This window comes from Bradyrhizobium sp. USDA 4501 (assembly GCF_054062115.1).
This window is the reverse complement of the sequence record NZ_JBSSEX010000001.1, coordinates 6941062-6958468: the sequence shown is the minus strand read 5'-3', so window position 1 is coordinate 6958468 and position 17407 is coordinate 6941062. Positions and strand designations below refer to the sequence as shown.

The 17407-nt window shown below is 66.4% G+C and carries 13 protein-coding genes and 1 pseudogene; all 14 read right to left on the bottom strand.

Annotation, left to right across the window (positions count from 1 at the left end; translation table 11 throughout):
• Positions 1–7 precede the first annotated feature (7 nt).
• The 14 genes and pseudogenes from recN to mraY all read right to left on the bottom strand — a co-directional run bounded on the left by recN (position 8) and on the right by mraY (position 17399).
• On the bottom strand, positions 8–1678 hold the full coding sequence (gene recN, locus ACVWZM_RS32020; protein WP_456855557.1) for a DNA repair protein RecN: 1671 nt from the start codon (positions 1676–1678) through the stop codon (positions 8–10).
• 13 nt (positions 1679–1691) lie between these two features.
• A complete protein-coding gene (locus tag ACVWZM_RS32015; RefSeq protein WP_028332540.1) occupies positions 1692–2600 on the bottom strand; it encodes an outer membrane protein assembly factor BamD in 909 nt (302 codons plus the stop codon).
• 258 nt (positions 2601–2858) lie between these two features.
• On the bottom strand, positions 2859–3821 hold the full coding sequence (gene lpxC / locus ACVWZM_RS32010; RefSeq protein ID WP_456855556.1) for a UDP-3-O-acyl-N-acetylglucosamine deacetylase: 963 nt from the start codon (positions 3819–3821) through the stop codon (positions 2859–2861).
• A gap of 349 nt (positions 3822–4170) precedes the next feature.
• Positions 4171–5961, bottom strand: coding sequence for a cell division protein FtsZ (gene ftsZ, locus ACVWZM_RS32005; RefSeq protein WP_057015002.1), 1791 nt, complete (start codon positions 5959–5961; stop codon positions 4171–4173).
• Between the two features lie 89 nt (positions 5962–6050).
• Positions 6051–7367 (bottom strand): cell division protein FtsA, encoded by a 1317-nt coding sequence (gene ftsA, locus ACVWZM_RS32000; protein WP_028332543.1) that lies wholly within the window; start codon positions 7365–7367, stop codon positions 6051–6053.
• A complete protein-coding gene (locus ACVWZM_RS31995; RefSeq protein ID WP_057015001.1) occupies positions 7364–8374 on the bottom strand; it encodes a cell division protein FtsQ/DivIB in 1011 nt (336 codons plus the stop codon). Before ACVWZM_RS31995 ends, ftsA begins: the two co-directional genes overlap by 4 nt.
• Positions 8314–8608 (bottom strand): annotated as a pseudogene (locus ACVWZM_RS31990) (D-alanine--D-alanine ligase); the annotation flags it as partial. The pseudogene ACVWZM_RS31990 and the gene ACVWZM_RS31995, both read right to left, overlap by 61 nt.
• A 98-nt stretch (positions 8609–8706) precedes the next feature.
• Positions 8707–9693, bottom strand: coding sequence for a D-alanine--D-alanine ligase family protein (locus ACVWZM_RS31985; protein ID WP_057015000.1), 987 nt, complete (start codon positions 9691–9693; stop codon positions 8707–8709).
• A 107-nt stretch (positions 9694–9800) separates the two neighbouring features.
• On the bottom strand, positions 9801–10721 hold the full coding sequence (gene murB, locus ACVWZM_RS31980) for a UDP-N-acetylmuramate dehydrogenase (RefSeq protein ID WP_076824233.1): 921 nt from the start codon (positions 10719–10721) through the stop codon (positions 9801–9803).
• Positions 10722–10723: 2 nt separating this feature from the next.
• Complete coding sequence (gene murC, locus ACVWZM_RS31975) at positions 10724–12127, bottom strand: UDP-N-acetylmuramate--L-alanine ligase (RefSeq protein ID WP_456855555.1); 1404 nt, start codon at positions 12125–12127, stop codon at positions 10724–10726.
• A gap of 120 nt (positions 12128–12247) precedes the next feature.
• Entirely contained in the window at positions 12248–13348 is a 1101-nt protein-coding gene (gene murG, locus ACVWZM_RS31970; RefSeq protein ID WP_456855554.1) for an undecaprenyldiphospho-muramoylpentapeptide beta-N-acetylglucosaminyltransferase, read from the bottom strand.
• Positions 13349–13383: 35 nt separating this feature from the next.
• Positions 13384–14535: a putative lipid II flippase FtsW gene (ftsW, locus tag ACVWZM_RS31965; protein ID WP_057014997.1), complete on the bottom strand. Its 1152-nt coding sequence runs from the start codon at positions 14533–14535 to the stop codon at positions 13384–13386.
• 247 nt (positions 14536–14782) lie between these two features.
• Complete coding sequence (gene murD / locus ACVWZM_RS31960; protein WP_456855553.1) at positions 14783–16183, bottom strand: UDP-N-acetylmuramoyl-L-alanine--D-glutamate ligase; 1401 nt, start codon at positions 16181–16183, stop codon at positions 14783–14785.
• 109 nt (positions 16184–16292) lie between these two features.
• Positions 16293–17399 (bottom strand): phospho-N-acetylmuramoyl-pentapeptide-transferase, encoded by a 1107-nt coding sequence (mraY, locus tag ACVWZM_RS31955; RefSeq protein WP_016846578.1) that lies wholly within the window; start codon positions 17397–17399, stop codon positions 16293–16295.
• Positions 17400–17407: the final 8 nt, after the last annotated feature.

Genomic DNA, 17407 nt, shown 5'->3' with positions numbered 1-17407 from the left:
CGGCGAACTAACTCGCCGCCCTGAGCAGCCGTTCCGCGGCCGCCCTCGCCTCCGCGGTGATCTCGGCGCCGGCCAGCATGCGCGCGATCTCCTCGCGGCGGTGGTCGGCGGCGAGCGCGTTGACGCGGGTGGCGACCCGCTTGCCCTTGTCGAGCGCGTCCTTGGAAATCAGGAGATGCTGGCTGGCGCGGGCCGCGACCTGCGGCGCGTGCGTCACCGCCATCACCTGCACCTTGCCGGCGAGGCGTGCCAACCGCGAGCCGATCGCATCGGCCACCGCACCGCCGACGCCGGTGTCGATTTCGTCGAACACCAAGGTCGGCGCCGAGCCGCGATCGGCCAGCACGACCTTGAGCGCCAGCAGGAAGCGCGACAGTTCGCCGCCGGAGGCGACCTTCATCATCGGCCCCGGCTTGGTGCCCGGATTGGTCTGCACCCAGAACTCGACACGGTCGATGCCCTGCGGCCCCGGCGCGGCCGCGTTGCTGTCGACCTGGGTCATGAACTTCGCGCGCTCGAGCTTGAGCGGCGCAAGCTCGGCGTTGACGGCCTTGTTGAGCTTCTCGGCGGCCTTGGTGCGCGCCGCCGACAGTTTGGCGGCAGCTGCCGCATAGCGCTTGTCGGCTTCACCGGCGGCCGCTTCCAGCTTCTTCAGCTGGTCGGCGCCGGCATCGATCAGCGCGACGTCGCCGGCATATTGCGCCGCCAGCGCGGCCAGCAGATCGACCGGCGTCGAATATTTACGCGAGGCCGCGCGCAGCGCGAACAGCCGCTCCTCGATGCGCTCCAGCTCGGCCGGATCGAAATCGGTTGCCGCCAGCGCGGCGTTGAGGTGCTGGTCGGCTTCTTCCAGCGCGTTGATCGCAATATCGATCGCCTTGACCGCGGGCTCGATCAGCGCGGGCGCATTGGCGGCGCGCCGTTCCAGCCGCCGTACCGCCGCCGACAGCGACGCCACCGGCGAATGCGAGCCGCCGATCGCCTCCTGCGCCTCGCGCAGATCGGTTGCGATCTTCTCGCCCTGCATCATGGTGGTGCGGCGACCCGCGAGCTCGGTCTCCTCGCCTTCCTTCGGCGCCAGCGTCTTCAATTCCTGCGAGGCATGGCGCAGATAGTCGGCCTCGCGCGCGGCGCGCTCCATGCCGGCGCGATGCTCGTCGAGATCAGCATTGGCGGTCCGCCTGATATCCCACAGCGCTTCCAGCGCCGCGACGTCCTTCTCGTGTCCGGCGAAGGCGTCGAGCAGCTGGCGATGGGTGGAGGCGTCGACCAGCGCGCGCTCGTCATGCTGGCCATGGATCTCGACCAGCGCGGCACCGACCGCCTTCAGGGTCTGCACGCTGATCGCCTGATCGTTGATGAAGGCGCGGGTGCGGCCATCGGCGAGCTGCACGCGGCGCAGGATCATCTCACCGGTGTCGTCGAGGCCGTTCTCGGCCAGGATCCCGGCCGCCGGATGCCCCTTCGGGACGTCGAACATGGCGGTGACCTGCCCTTGTTCGGCGCCGTGGCGCACCAGTCCGGCATCGCCGCGGCCGCCGAGCGCCAGCGCAAAGGCATCGAGCAGGATGGATTTGCCTGCGCCGGTTTCGCCGGTCAGCACCGCGAGGCCACGGGAAAATTCGATATCGAGCCGTTCGATCAGGACGATGTCACGGATCGACAGACGCGCCAGCATGCGAGGACAATTCCTAGCCGAGACCTATCTTCTTGAAGGTCCTGCTGATCCAGGATCCCTGATTCTCGCTCGGCTCGAGACCGCCGGACTTTACTAGATTATATGCGTCCTTGTACCAGCGGCTGTCTGGAAAATTGTGGCCCAGCACCGCGGCCGCGGTCTGCGCCTCGCCGGCGATGCCGATCGCCATGTAGGCCTCGGTGAGGCGGTACAGCGCCTCCTCGACGTGGCGCGTGGTCTGGTACTGCGTGACCACGGTCTTGAAGCGGTTGATCGCGGCGGTGAAGTCGCGCTTGCCCATGTAATAGCGCCCGACCGCCATTTCCTTGCCGGCGAGCTGGTCTCGCGCAGCCTGGATCTTGGACTTGGCCTGGGTGGCGTATTCCGAGGTCGGATATTTGCGGACCACCTCTTCGAGCGCCGCGATCGCCTTCTCGGTGCGGCTCTGGTCGCGCGAGATGTCCGGGATCTGGTCGAAATGCGATGCCGCGATCAGGTACTGGGCGTAGGACGCGTCCGGGCTGCCGGGATGCAGCGTGACGTAGCGGGTGGCAGAGCCAATGCAGCTGTCGTAGTCGCCCGCCTGGTAGAACGAATAGGCCGACATCAAGAGCGACTTGCGCGCCCAGTCGGAATAGGGATGCTGACGGTCGACTTCCTCGAACTTCTTCGAGGCGGCCTTCAGGTCCTTCTTCTCGTTCATCATGTACAAGCCCTCATTGTAGAGCTTGTCCGCGGGCTCATCGACGAACGTGTCGTCCTTGGCCATGAACTTGTCCCACAGCGCGCCGGTGCCGCAGCCGCTGAGCGGCATGGCCAGCACAATCAGGCCCGCCGCAAAACGCAGCGTGCGCGCGGCCTTGGTCAGGCCGGAGACGTCAGAAGAATTGCGTGATTCGAGCGCCATACGCATTGCCGACATGGATTTTAGAACCTGACGCCTTTGATGCGGTTAACGGCGACCCCACTCCACCCATGAACCGCGGTCATGGATGCAATATTTCCAGTGCCTTGACTGCCGTTACTCGCAACCGCAGGCCTGCTTAGCCGAAAAATGACCGTGGACCAACCGAATACGGAGCCATTCCGCCGGGAATAAGGCGACCCGGCGAAGCTCACAGCCTGCTGTGGTTATTACGGAAATTGGGCCCGACCGGCCAGGCGATCAGGACTTGGGCGATCAGGACACGTCCGGGCCATAGGCCGGGGCGACGAGGCCGCCCACGGTGCCTGCACCGGCTTCGACATGGCCACGGGCCGGCCGCCGAGCCGTCTCCGATTCGACCACCCGCCAGGCGCTGCGGTCGGCGAGCAGCGCCTTCAGCACCGCGTTGTTGAGCTTGTGGCCGCCCCGTACCGAACGGTAGCTGCCGAGCAGCGGCAGGCCGGCCAGCGCCAGATCGCCGATCACGTCGAGCACCTTGTGGCGGGCGCATTCGTCGGCGTAGCGCAGGCCCTCGGCGTTGAGCAGACGGGCCTCGTCGAACACCACGGTGTTGTCGAAAGACGCGCCGAGCGCGAAGCCTGCGCCCCACAGCCGCGCCACGTCGCTCATGCAGCCGAACGTGCGGGCCCGTGCGACCTCGCGGCGGAAACCTTCCGGCGACAGATCGAAGGAGAAGGTCTGGCGGCCAATCACCTGGTTGGTGAAATCGATCTCGACTTCGGCGCGGAACCCGCCGGCGAACGGACGCAGCTCGCCAACCGATTCGCCGATCTTGACCTGCACCGGCTTCAAAACCTGGATGAAGCGGCGGACGCCGGGCTGGGTCACAATGCCTGCCTGATCGATGGCCGCGACGAACGCTGCAGCGCTGCCGTCCATGATCGGAACTTCGGCGCCATCGACTTCGATGGTGGCGTTGTCGACGCCCATGCCGCGCAGCGCCGCGAGCACGTGCTCGGCGGTGGAAACCAGCGGCCCTTCGCGGTCACCCAGCACCGTCGCGAACTCGGTCGCGATCACCGCATCGGCGGTGGCCACGACTTCACGGTCGGAACCGTCGAGACCGGTGCGGACAAAAATAAAACCCGCATCAACAGGTGCAGGTCCCATGGTGAGACTGACAGGAAGACCGGAATGAACGCCTACGCCAGTCACGGTGGCTTGCGACCGAAGCGTTGTTTGACGGCTGAACTTCATTCGATAATGCCCACTACCCGACTTCACTCAATTCAAGTGGCCAATTTCCCCAAGGCCGACTCGCTTGAGCTCCCCAAGTCACGGCAGACCATAGTCACGGCCCTAAACCGCGCCAACTCACGCTTCTTTACCGATTGTTACCCCATCTCCGCCGCATTCACGCCCAAGGTAAACCAAACTACGGCAGCGAAAGCGGTCCTCGGCGACGCGCCATCTGACCACCGAAAGAATAATTAATCATTTAAAATCAGTTGCTTGTTCATCCGGCGCGATCGCCTGCCCGCGACAGGGAAAAGGCCCCGGCGGTTCCCCGCCGAGGCCTTCTTCGTGGCCAAGATTGTAACAAACTTCAGTTTGCCTGCCGGCGCAGGAAGGCCGGGATATCAAGATGGTCGTCGCCCTGTGGCGCCGGGGCAACAGGTGCTTGGCGGCCATGAGCGTCCAGACCCTGCGGCGCTGGGCGCTTTGCATATTCGGATACCGGCGATTCGTTCGCCGAGATCTGCTGGGCGACGCTGCGGGCCGGCTTGCGCTCGGGCAGCGGCGGCATCGTCGGCATGGCCGGACCGGAGCTACGGGCTGCGATCGGCGGCTCGGTCTCCTCGTCGCGGCGGCCGAGGCCGACATTGGCCAACCGCTGCAGCAGCGACAGGCGGGTCTTCTGCGGGTGTTCCGGTTCGCCGTCACCGCTGGCCTGGCGGATTTCGGCCTGCGCCGGCATCGGCAGATCCTCGAACTTCGGCATCCGCGGAGCACGGACCGGCGACCGTTCCGCCGCCTGCGGGATGAAGGTCTCGGGCGGCATCGGCTCATGCTGCTCGGCCCGGGCGGCCTCGTGGTCCGGGAACAGCGAGGGCTTCTGGGCAATCGGCCGCACGGTGACGTCACCGTAGGAGGCCGGCTGCATCGGCGCCTGGGCGGCCGGCGCGCTGTCGGGAGCAACCGCGGCGGCGATCGCCGCGAGCGCGGCGCGCTCGACGGCCGGACGCTGCTGCTGGCCGGCCGGAGCCGCAATCGGGGCGACCGTCACGCCGGTCGGCGGTTCCAGCTTCTGGGCACGCTCGGCCATGCGCTGATTGTCGGCACGCAGGCGGGCGGTCAGATCGGCCAGCCGGCTCTCCGGCGAACCGCCCGACTGCTGCGCGGCGGGAGCCTGGGCTCGGGAGGCGATCGCGGCCTGCTCGATACCGGTTGCGACCACCGAGACGCGAATGACGCCGTCGAGCGATTCGTCGAAGGTGGCGCCGACGATGATGTTGGCGTCGGCGTCGACTTCTTCGCGGATGCGGGTGGCAGCTTCGTCGACCTCGAACAGGGTCAGGTCCTTGCCGCCCGTGATCGAGATCAAGAGGCCGCGGGCGCCCTTCATCGAGCTGTCGTCGATCAGCGGGTTGGCGATCGCGGCTTCCGCGGCGGTCAGCGCGCGCTTCTCGCCGGTGGCTTCGCCGGTGCCCATCATCGCCTTGCCCATTTCGCGCATCACGGCGCGGACGTCGGCGAAGTCTAGGTTGATCAGACCTTCCTTGACCATCAGGTCGGTGATGCAGGCGACGCCCGAGTACAGCACCTGGTCGGCCATCGCGAAGGCGTCGGCGAAGGTGGTCTTCTCGTTGGCGACCCGGAACAGGTTCTGGTTCGGAATGATCAGCAGCGTGTCGACCACCTTGTGCAGCTCGGCGATGCCGTGCTCGGCGGTGCGCATCCGGCGCTGACCTTCGAAGTGGAACGGCTTCGTCACCACGCCGACGGTGAGGATTCCCATCTCGCGCGCGGCCTTGGCGATCACGGGTGCAGCACCGGTGCCTGTGCCGCCGCCCATGCCGGCGGTGACGAACACCATGTTGGCGCCGGTGAGGTGATCGCGCAGCTCGTCCATCACCTCCTGCGCGGCCGCAGCGCCGACGTCGGGCTGCGAACCGGCGCCGAGGCCCTGGGTGACCTGGGTGCCCATCTGCACGATGCGCTGCGCCTTCGACATGGTCAGCGCCTGCGCGTCGGTGTTGGCGACGACGAAGTCGACGCCCTGCAACCCGGCGGTGATCATGTTGTTGACGGCATTACCACCCGCGCCGCCGACGCCGAAGACGGTGATCCGCGGTTTCAGCTCGCTGATGTCAGGGGGTGTCAGATTGAGTGCCATGGTTGCCTCTCTCGATTATGCGCGCGTTGGTTCGTCCCGGCCGCTGGCCGCCGGAGCTGGTGAAAATGCAGTGAGCCGGGGTGCGGTCATCAGAAGCCCTCGCGAAGCCATCGTCCGACCTTTCCGAAGTAACCGTCTGTCCCTGTCCTGAGCTGCCGCGTGCGCCGCGGTTCGACATGTTCAAGATGTGCGTATTGCGGATAGACCAGGAGGCCCGTCGGCACCGAGAATGAGGCGCCCTTCGCCTCGTTCGGCAGCCGGCCGAAGCCGAGCGGACGGCCGATGCGGACCTGACGGTTCAGGATGCGGGTGGCAAGCTCGACGGTGCCGGTGAGCTGCGAGGCGCCGCCGCTCAACACGACGCGCGCCCTCGGCTCTGCCGCAAAGGGGGAATCCGCGAGCCGGTCACGGACCATTTCGAAAATCTCCTCGGCGCGATGCCGGACAATGTTCGCAATCGTGGCGCGGGACACGATTTGCGGTGTCTCCCGATCATCGCCTGCAGTGGGAACGGACATCAGCTCGCGCGAGTCCGAACCGCCGGTCAGCACCGTGCCGTATAAAGTCTTGATTCGCTCGGCATCCGCAATGCACGCGCCGATGCCGCGCGCAAGGTCCATCGTGATGTGTTGTCCGCCCAGCGCAAATCCGGATGCGTGCACGAGACGTCCGCCGGAGTATGTCGCGATCGTGGTCGATCCCGCGCCCATCTCGACGACGGCAGCGCCGAGATCGGCCTCGTCATCGGTCAGCACCGAGAGGCCCGCGACATAGGGGCTCGACGCCATGGCTTCGACGTTGAGATGGCAGCGCTCGACCACCAACATCAGGTTCTTGGCAACCGTCGCGTCCGACGTCACCACGTTCATGTCAACGCCGAACTGGCGCGCCACCATGCCTCGGGGATCGCGGATGCCCTTGACGCCGTCGAGTGCGTAGCCGACCGGCAGCGCGTGCAGCACGGTGCGGCCCGCGCCGGCGGCGTGGCGCATGCCGGCGGACGTGACGCGGCTGATATCGTCCGAGGTCACCGAGCCGCCGCGGATATCGGCCGCGGCCTCGACCAGCTGGCCGTGCTGCCGGCCGCCGGAGACCGACAGCAGGACGGATTCGACACGGACCTTGGCCATGCGCTCGGCCAACGCCACCGCGTGGCGCACCGCCTTCTCGCATTCGGCGAGATCGACCACGGAGCCGGCCTTGACGCCGCGCGACTGGATCTGGCTGTAGCCGATCAATTCGACCGCATGGGTGCGTCCGCGCAGCGCCTCGTTCGGCGGCGATGGCCTCAGCCGCGCGATCATGCAGGCGATCTTGCTGGAGCCGACATCGAGCGAAGCCACCATCGCGGTGCGCTTCTGCATCGGGCGGGTCTTCGGGGTCAGGTTGCGATCGAGGCCGGTCATGCGGAGTCACCGGCCTTCTTCTTGGACTTCTTGTCCTTGAACAGTTCGTCGCGCGCCTTGCCGGCGTCCTCCGACAATTGCACGATAAGCCGATCGGGCAGCCGCATGTCGACGGCGACAATGTCGCGCGAGAACAGCTTCTCGTCCTTGTCGAGCCTGGAGAGCGCAGCGAGCGCGTTGCCGACGTCGTTCTCTGGCAGGCGGACGTCGAGACCGTCCTTGAGGCGCAGGTTCCAGCGCCGCTCGCCGACGAAGATCGCCGCCTTGGTCACCGAACGGACCTGCGGATAACGGTCGAGCAGCGCCAGGAAGTCGTGGGCCCTGACGTCGGCGCCCTTGCCGACCACCAGCGGCAGATTGAGGAAGCGGCGCGAGACGTAGGGCTCGAGCACCGCGCCGTCGGAGGCGATCACCGACAGGCGGCCGTTCTGCTGCCACAGCGCGAAGGCGGTGCGCTCGACGATGTCGATCTGCAGCCGGCCCGGATAGAGCTTCAGGATCGTGGCATCCGCGATCCAGGGATTGGCCTTCAGCTTGGCGCGCACGGTGTCGGCGTCGAGGAACAGCAGCGAGGAGCGGCCGTTGACGCCGCCGATCGCGAGCACCTCGTCCTGGCTTAGCTGCTTGCGGCCGTTGATGCCGACGGTGGTGATGCGGAAGCCGGCGGTATTGGCAAGCGCGTTGCGGGCATCGCTGAGCGCGGTGGTGAATTCCTCGACATGACCACCCTTGACGATGCCAAGGCCCAGGCTGCCGAACAGGATCGCGAGCGTCGCGACCAGCCCGATGCGGCGCGGCAGATAGCGTTCGACCATCAAGATGTAGCGGTTCGGCGGCTCGCGATCGATGATGACTTGCGGCCGCTTGGCGGGACGCCGCCTGCGGCGTGCGAGATGGGCGCCGACATACTCGCGCAGCAGCACCGCCGCTCCAATAGCGGCTGCTCTCAGGTCAGCTTGAGGCCCCAGCGATCGCAGCGATCGGGTGAGGCGTCCTGCACCATCCATTGCACGAGCTCGTCACATGTTGCGCCCGCAAACCCCGCGGGTCCCGGCACAAATCACGTCTCGGCTAGACCGGTGGGATTAGAGTGGCCCCCTGTTCCCTGGTTGCGATCCTCGAAGCGGTAATCCGCGACAGCTCACGCCCCGGCAGCCAAGCGCTACATGCGCCGCCAGCGTTAACCTTCGGGCTTCCTGGTAAACAAAGGGTAAATGACTTCGGCTTGGAGCGTGTTTTGATCAACGCTGTGAGTACTTTGCCGCGAACTCGTTAGCATTTTAGCAACAGCGCCCGGGTTCCATCCGGCCGACCAGGGCGGGTTCCCCCCGGCCGGGCATTAACTTCGGACGCGGCGGCGGGCCAGCTCGATCTGGTCGGTGAGGAAGTCGGAAAAGGCGATACCCTGTGCTTTCAAGGCCTTAGGGTACAGTGATGCCGCGGTGAGCCCCGGCAGAGTGTTGGTCTCGAGATAGACCGGGCCATTGGCCGAGACGATGAAATCGCTGCGCGAGTAGCCGGTGCAGGACAGCGCGCGGTGCGCCCGCAGCGCATGGTCCATGATCGCGGCGCTGACCTCGGGCGCGAAGCGGCCAGGACAAATCTCCTGGGTCGACTTCAAAAGGTATTTGGCTGTGTAGTCGAAGGTTCCCTCCCCCGGCACGATCTCGATCGGCGGCAGCGCGAACACGGAGCCGTCGGACTGCTCGAGCACGCCGCAGGTCGCCTCCACGCCCGATACGAACGGCTCGATCAGATACTCTTCATGCTTCGCGGCATTGCGGACCGCGACGAGATCCTGCTTCGCGTTGACGAAGATCAGCCCGTAGCTCGATCCGTCCTTGGCCGGTTTTGCGATCAGCTTGCCGTGTTTCGCAAAGGCGTCATCGATCTGTTCGACATTGATGCCCTGCGGCGCGTTGAGGCCCGCGATCGCGGCGAAGCGCTTGGCCGACGGCTTGTCGAACGCCAGATGCGACGATGCCGAGCCGGAGCCGGTGAACGCGACGCCGCGCATCTCGCACATCGCCTGCAACTCGCCATTCTCGGCGCGGCCGCCGTGCAAACCGAACACCAGCACACGCTGCTCGGCGCTCGCCTTGTCGAGCGCCTGGTCGAGTGCGATGCCGCGACCGTCGGGTTTGAAGTCGACCTCGAACGGACGCGTGTGGCCGAGCAGTTTTTCCGACGTCACCGCGTGCACGGTGTCGTCGACGTCCCAGAACCAGAGATCCGCGTCGGGCAGCGCGCGGTGCAGCGCCTGCGTGCTCGCCACCGAGACCAGACGCTCCTTGTTGGTGCCGCCGAACAGAATGGTCACCTGCATCTTCTTTGCCTGTCTTCGCTGCTTCCGTCATTCCGGGATGGTCCGAAGCACCAGACCGGACTCTCGAGATTCCGGGTTCGATGCTGCGCATCGCCCCGGAATGACGACTACGATGAATTCCCGATCCGCTTGATTTCCCAGTGTAGCTCAATTCCGCTGCTTTGCTTGACCCGTTCACGCACCGTCTCGCCGAGCGTCTCGATGTCGTGCCCGGTAGCGTTGCCGGTGTTGATCAGGAAATTGCAGTGCATCTCTGACACCTGCGCGCCGCCTATTTTGAGGCCGCGACAGCCGGCGGCATCGATCAGCTTCCAGGCGCTGTTGCCGGGCGGATTCTTGAAGGTCGAGCCGCCGGTCTTCTCGCGGATCGGCTGCGCGGTCTCGCGATGGCTCTGCACCTCGTTCATGCGGGCGCGGATCGCCTCAGCATCGGTGATCGTGCCGCGGAAGCGCGCCGAGGTGAACACGATCGACGGATCGGCGCCGCTGTTGCGATAGACGAACTTCATGTCGGCATTGCCGAACGTATGCTTCGTTCCGTCGCGGCCGATGCCGGTGGCCTCGATCAGCACGTCCTTGGTCTCGCCGCCATTGGCGCCGGCATTCATGCGCAGCGCGCCGCCGACGGTGCCGGGAATGCCGAAGAAGAATTCCATGCCGCCGATGTCAGCCGCCGCAGCCGTCTCGGCGACGCGCTTGTCGAGCGCCGCAGCGCCGGCGATGACGACATCGCCGGCCGCGCTGGTCTCGCCGAACGCGCGCGGCGCGAGCCGGATCACGACGCCGGGCATGCCGCCATCGCGCACGATCAGATTGGAGCCGACGCCGACGACATAGACCGGCAATTCCTGCGGCAGGCGCTTCAGGAAATATGCGAGGTCATCTTCATCTGCCGGCGTGAACAACACCTGTGCCGGGCCGCCGACGCGAAACCAGGTCAACTCGGCCAGCGACTGGTTCGCCAGCAGCCGCCCGCGCAGCTCCGGCATCGCGGCTTTCAGGTCGGGCGTGATGTCGGGGAAGGTCACGATCACCCCAACGCCTTCAAATCGCCGGGCAGCGCGTAGGCCCATTGCGTGATGTTGCCGGCGCCGAGGCAGACGACGAGGTCGCCGGGCTTGGCAAGGCCGTGCACGATCTTCGCGAGCTCGCCCGCGTTCGGCAGCGGCACCACATTGCGATGGCCGTGGGCGCGCAGGCCGGCGGCGAAATGATCACGGTCGACGCCGGCGATCGGCGCCTCGCCGGCCGGATAGACCTCGGCGACCACAACCGCATCGGCGTCGTTGAAGCAGGTGCAGAATTCCTCGAACAGCGATTGCAGGCGGGTGTAGCGATGCGGCTGCACCACGGCGACGATCTTGCCGTTGACGGATTCCCGCGCCGCCTTCAGCACCGCTGCGATCTCGACTGGATGATGACCGTAATCGTCGATCACGGTGATGCCGTTGGTCTCGCCGGTCTTGGTGAAGCGCCGCTTGACGCCGCCGAAGCCGGCCATGGCCTGGCGGATGACGTCGTCGGACACGCCAAGCTCGTGCGCGACCGCGATCGCGGCCGTCGCATTCGATGCGTTGTGGCGCCCCGGCATCGGCAGCATGATATCGGCGATCTCGTGGACCGCGCCGGACTTGCGATCGCGGATCGCCACCGAGAATTTCGAGCCGCCCCCCATCGGCGTCAGATCCTTGAGCTGCGCATCGGCCTGCGGGTTCTGGCCGTAGGTGATGATGCGGCGGTCTTCGATCTTGCCGACAAGAGTTTGCACCACCGGGTGATCGGTGCACATCACGGCAAAGCCATAGAACGGGACGTTCTCGACGAAATTGCGGAACGCGTCCTGGATCGCCTCGAAGGTCTTGAAGTGATCGAGATGCTCGGGGTCGATATTGGTGACGATGACGACATCGGACGGCAGCTTCAGGAAGGTGCCGTCGCTCTCGTCGGCTTCGACCACCATCCAGTCGCCGGCACCGAGCCGCGCGTTGGAGCCATAGGCGTTGATGATGCCGCCATTGATCACGGTCGGGTCGAGCCCGCCGGCGTCGAGCAGGGTCGCCACCATCGTGGTCGTGGTGGTCTTGCCATGGGTGCCGGCGATCGCGACGCAGCTCTTCAGCCGCATCAGCTCCGCCAGCATCTCGGCGCGCCGCACCACCGGAATGCGCCGCGCGCGCGCCGCCATCAGCTCGGGATTGTCGCGCTTGATCGCGGTCGAGACCACGACGACATCGGCGCCATCGACATTCTCGGCGGCGTGGCCGACTGAGACCTTGGCGCCCTTCTTGCGCAAGCGGTCGAGGTTGTAATTGTCCGAAGCATCGGAACCCTGCACGGTGTAGCCGAGATTGATCAGCACTTCGGCGATGCCGCTCATGCCGATGCCGCCGATCCCGACGAAGTGAATGGGTCCGATCTCGCGCGGCAGTCTCATGATGCTAACACCTTCATCGTCTCCGGACTCACCCCGGCAATTCTCCGACTTATGAAAGACTGATATGGCCGGGACAAGCCCGGCCATGGCGTCCCACGGCCGAAATTCCTCGAAAGCGGCCTAAATTCCGGCCACTTTCGCAACCAGATCGGCCAGCCGCTCGGCGGCATCGAGCCGGCCGACGCCACGCGCGGCTTCCGCCATCGCGATCAGTTTCGCGGGCTCGGCGGCGAAGGCCGAAATGTCAGCGGCCAGCCGCTCGGACGTGAAGTCGCTCTGCGCCATGCGCAGCGCGCCGCTCGCCTGCGACAGCACGCCGGCATTGGCAAACTGGTCCTGATCGATCGCGCCGGGCAGCGGCACCAGGATCGAGGGCCGGCCGATCGCGGCGAGTTCGGCCACCGTGCCGGCGCCGGAGCGCGAGATCACGAGCTGGCTCGAGGCGAGGCGCGCCGGCAGGTCGGCGAAGAACGGCGCGAGCTCGGCGTTGATCTTGAGCCGGTCGTAGACGGCGCGCACCCGATCCATGTCTTCTTCGCGCACCTGCTGGGTGATGATCAGGCGGCTCCACAGCGCGGGCGCGAGCTGCTCGATCGCCGGCGGCACGATATCGCTCATCACCCGCGCGCCCTGGCTGCCGCCGACGACGAGCAGGCGCAGCGGCCCGTTCGCCTCGGGCGGCGTGTATTTCACCGCAGCGGCCGCAAGGATCGCCGGCCGCATCGGTGTGCCGACCGTGGTGGCCTTGCCGGCCAGCGCGGGATCGCGATCGAGCACGCCGGGCAGCGAGGTCGCGATCGCGTTGACGCGGCCGGACAGGAAACGGTTGGCGCGGCCGAGCACCGCATTGGCGTCATGGATGATGCCGGGAACGCCGAGCAGCCGCGCCGCCATCAGCGGCGGCAAGGTCGGGTAGCCGCCGAAGCCGACCACGGCCGCGGGCTTCAGCCGCCGCACCAGACTGGCGGCGACCAGCGTGCCATAGCCGAGCATCAGCGCGGTCCGCGCCAGCGAGATCGGGTTGCGACTGCGCACGGTCGCGCTCGGCACGAGGTCGATGCTCTCCCGGCCGAACAGGCCGGAATAGCGCAGCGCGCGGCCGTCGGTGGCGAGCCGGACCCGCAGGCCACGCCTGATCAATTCCACGGCGAGCGCTTCGGCCGGGAACAAATGGCCGCCGGTGCCACCGGCCGCCAGCAGAATCAGGGGCGCATTGTCCATGGTTTCCAGATAACCGACACGACCGTCACAGTCACCTACGCGTAGGCGCGCTGAGCGCTGGCGCCTTCCATCGATTCGATCTCGGTGCGCGGCCGCTGCCGCGTCAGCGCCAGCATCATGCCGACGCCATAGGCGAGCGACACGAACGAGGAGCCGCCATACGAGATGAACGGCAGCGTCATGCCCTTGGCCGGGATCAATTGCAGATTGACCGCCATGTTGATCGTCGCCTGCACGCCGAACAGAATCGCAAGCCCCGAGGCTGCGAAGCGCGAGAACATGTCCTCGGTGGCATAGGCGCGGGTCAGCGTGCGGATCACGATGAAACCGAACAGCGCGACCAGCATCAAACAGAGGATGATGCCGAACTCTTCCGCCGCGACCGCGAACACGAAGTCGGTGTGGCTGTCCGGCAGGCTGCGCTTGGCGATGCCCTCGCCCGGCCCCAAGCCGAACCAGCCGCCATTCCAGAACGCCTCCATCGCGGTGTCGACCTGGAAGGTGTCGCCGGAGGCGGGATTCATGAAGCGCTTGATGCGGCCGGCGACGTGCGGCACCAGGAGATAGGCGCCGAACAGGCCCGCGCCCGCCGCGCCGGCGAGCCCGAACACCCAGATCATCCGCATGCCCGCGATGAAGAACAGCGCGCCCCACACCGTGAGGATCAGCATGGTCTGACCGAAGTCGGGCTCCATCACCAGCAGCGTGACCAGCGTCAGCAACAGCACCAGCGCCATCGAGGTCGCCGGCATCTCCGGCCGCTTGGTCGATTCCGCAAACAGCCAGGCCGCGACGATGACGAAAGAGGGTTTTGCGGCTTCGGAGGCCTGGATGTTGACGCCGAGCAGCGTGATCCAGCGCCGCGAGCCCTTGACCTCGGGGCCGAGCAGCAGCGTCAGCACGATCAGCGCGATCGAGACCGCGAACACGATCAGCGCGGTGCGCCGGATCTGCCGCGGCGTCATGAACGAGACGCCGATCAGCACCATCAGCGACGGCACCAGGAACATGACGTGGCGGTTGAAGAAGTGGAACGGATCGAGCCCGATCCGGGTCGCCACCGGCGGGCTCGCCGCCAGCGACAGGATGACGCCGGCCAGCATCAACGCGGCGATCGCCACAAGCAGCAGCTTGTCGACGGTCCACCACCAGTCCGAGAACGGGGTGCGTTGGTCACGGGCGAGCATGGGCGTCCCCAGATGGCAGAGATAACGTCCATTCGTGGCGCAGGATGGTTTCCAAGGGGTTAACGGGATGGGTAACTTTTGAGGGAGGTGAATGAGCCCCCATCCGACGTCGTCCTGGCGAAAGCCAGGACGACAATGAGGATGGTTCTCGCGCGATACGACGCACCGTCACTGCGTACTTCATCTCGGTGTCATCGCCCGGCACCGAACGGCGGATTACGCTGTGCCAATCCGCCCTACGTGATCGTCACACCACCGGCTTCACGCCGGGCAGCGCCTGCACGATGTCGCGGAAGGCGGCACCGCGGATTTCGAAATTGCGGTACTGGTCGAACGAGGCGCAGGCCGGCGACAGCAGCACGACGGCTTCCGCGAGCCCCGACGCCTCGGCATCGCGCGCGGCGCTGGCGATCGCGACGTCGAGCGTGCCGGACATGTCGTGCGGGACGCGCTCGCCGAGCGTGCCGGAGAATTCGGCCGCCGCCTCGCCGATCAGATAGGCCTTGCGGATGCGCGGGAAATATTCGGTCAGGCTGGTGATGCCGCCGGCCTTCGGCTTGCCGCCGGCGATCCAGTAGATGTCGGCGAACGACGACAGCGCATGCGCGGCCGCATCCGCATTGGTGCCCTTGGAGTCGTTGACGAACAGCACGTTGCCGCGGCGGCCGACCTGCTCCATGCGATGCGCGAGACCCGGGAAGCTGCGCAGGCCGTTCTGCAGCACGTCGGTCGCGATACCCATCGCCAGCGCGCAGGCCGAGGCGCAGGCGGCGTTCTGCGCATTGTGCAGGCCGCGCAGCGAGCCGATGCCGCCTAGCCGCGCGATCTCGCTGCGCGCCGCGCCCGAGGCACGCACGATGGTCTCGTGCTCGACATAGAGGCCGTCGGGCAGCGGGTTCTTCACCGAGATGCGCACCACGCGCTTGCCGGCGCGATCGAGCCGGTCGGCGATGTTGCGGCACCAGATGTCGTCGACGCCTGTTATCGCGGTGCCGCCGGCCTGCACGCCGGCGACCAGCCGCTCCTTGACCGCGGCGTAATGCTCGAGCGTGCCGTGGCGATCGATGTGATCCTCGCTGATGTTGATCAGGATGCCGACCGACGGATCGAGCGACGGTGCGAGGTCGATCTGGTAGGACGACATCTCGATCACATGGACGCGGCCCATGCGCGGCGGCTCGAGCGACAGGATCGCGGTGCCGATATTGCCGCCCATCTGGGTGTCGTAGCCGGCGACATCAATCAGATGCGCGATCAGCGCCGTGGTGGTCGATTTGCCGTTGGTGCCTGTGATGGCGACGAACGGCGCGTTCGGCGCATGACGGCGCCGCTCGCGGCAGAACAGTTCGACATCGCCGATCACCTCGCACCCCGCCTCGCGCGCCTTCAGCACGCTCCAGTGCGGCGCCGGATGGGTCAGCGGCGCGCCGGGGGTCAGGATCAGCGCGGCGAAATTCGCCCATGACACGCTGCGCAGATCGGCGGTGGTGAAGCCGGCCTGCGCCGCCTTGACGACGTTGTCGGCATTGTCGTCGGCGGCGATCACCTCGGCGCCGCCGGCCTTCAGCGCCTGGCAGCTCGCGAGCCCGGAGCCGCCGAGCCCGAACACCGCGACCGTCTTGCCGGAGAAGGAGGTGACCGGGATCATGTCTATCTCCCTGTCATTCCGGAAACCGCGCAGCGGTTATCCGGAATCTCGAGATTCCGGGTTCTCGCTGCGCGAGCCCCGGAATGACAGTCAATGGGATGCGAAGCCATCAGCGCAGCTTCAGCGTCGACAGGCCGGCGAGCGCCAGCATCACCGAGATGATCCAGAATCGGATCACGATCTGCGGCTCGGTCCAGCCCTTCTGCTCGAAATGATGGTGCAGCGGCGCCATCCGGAACACGCGCTTGCCGGTGAGCTTGAACGAGGTGACCTGGACGATGACCGAGACCGCCTCCAGCACGAACAGGCCGCCGATCACGGCGAGCACGATCTCGTGCTTCACCGCAACCGCCGTCGCGCCGAGCATGCCGCCGAGCGCCAGCGAACCGGTGTCGCCCATGAAGATCGAGGCCGGCGGCGCGTTGAACCAGAGGAAGCCGAGGCCTGCGCCGAGCACCGCGCCGCACAGCACCGCCAGTTCGCCGGTGCCGGCGACGTAATTGATCTGCAGGTAATCCGAGAACACCGCGTTGCCGGTCAGGTACGAGATCATGCCGAAGCTTGCGGCGGCAATCATCACGGGCACGATGGCAAGACCGTCGAGACCGTCGGTGAGATTCACCGCGTTGCCGGCGCCGACCATCACGAAGGCGCCGAAGATCACGAAGAACCAGCCGAAATTGATCACGAGGTCCTTGAAGAACGGAATCACGAGCGAGGTCGACGACACGTCGCGCCCGAGCCGGACCAGCGCGTAGGTGGCGGCAAGCCCGATCGCGGCCTCGATCAGCAGCCGCAGCTTGCCGGCGAAGCCGCTGTGCGACTGCTTTGTGACCTTCAGATAATCGTCATAGAAGCCGACGAAGCCGAAGCCGAGCGTCACCGCCAGCACGATCCAGACATAGGGATTGAGCGGGTTGGCCCAGAGCAGCGTCGACACCACGAGCCCGGACAGGATCATCAACCCGCCCATGGTGGGCGTGCCCTTCTTGGAGATCAGATGCGACTGCGGACCATCGGTGCGGATCGGCTGGCCCTTGCCCTGCCGCAGCCGCAGGTGATCGATGATCCAGGGCCCGAACAGGAACACGAACAATGCGCCGGTCACCATCGCGCCGCCGGTGCGGAAGGTGATGTAGCGGAACACGTTCAAAGCGCTGCGGAACGCCCCAAACCCCGGAACGGTGTTGGACAGTTCGATCAACCAGTAGAACATTCGAGGAG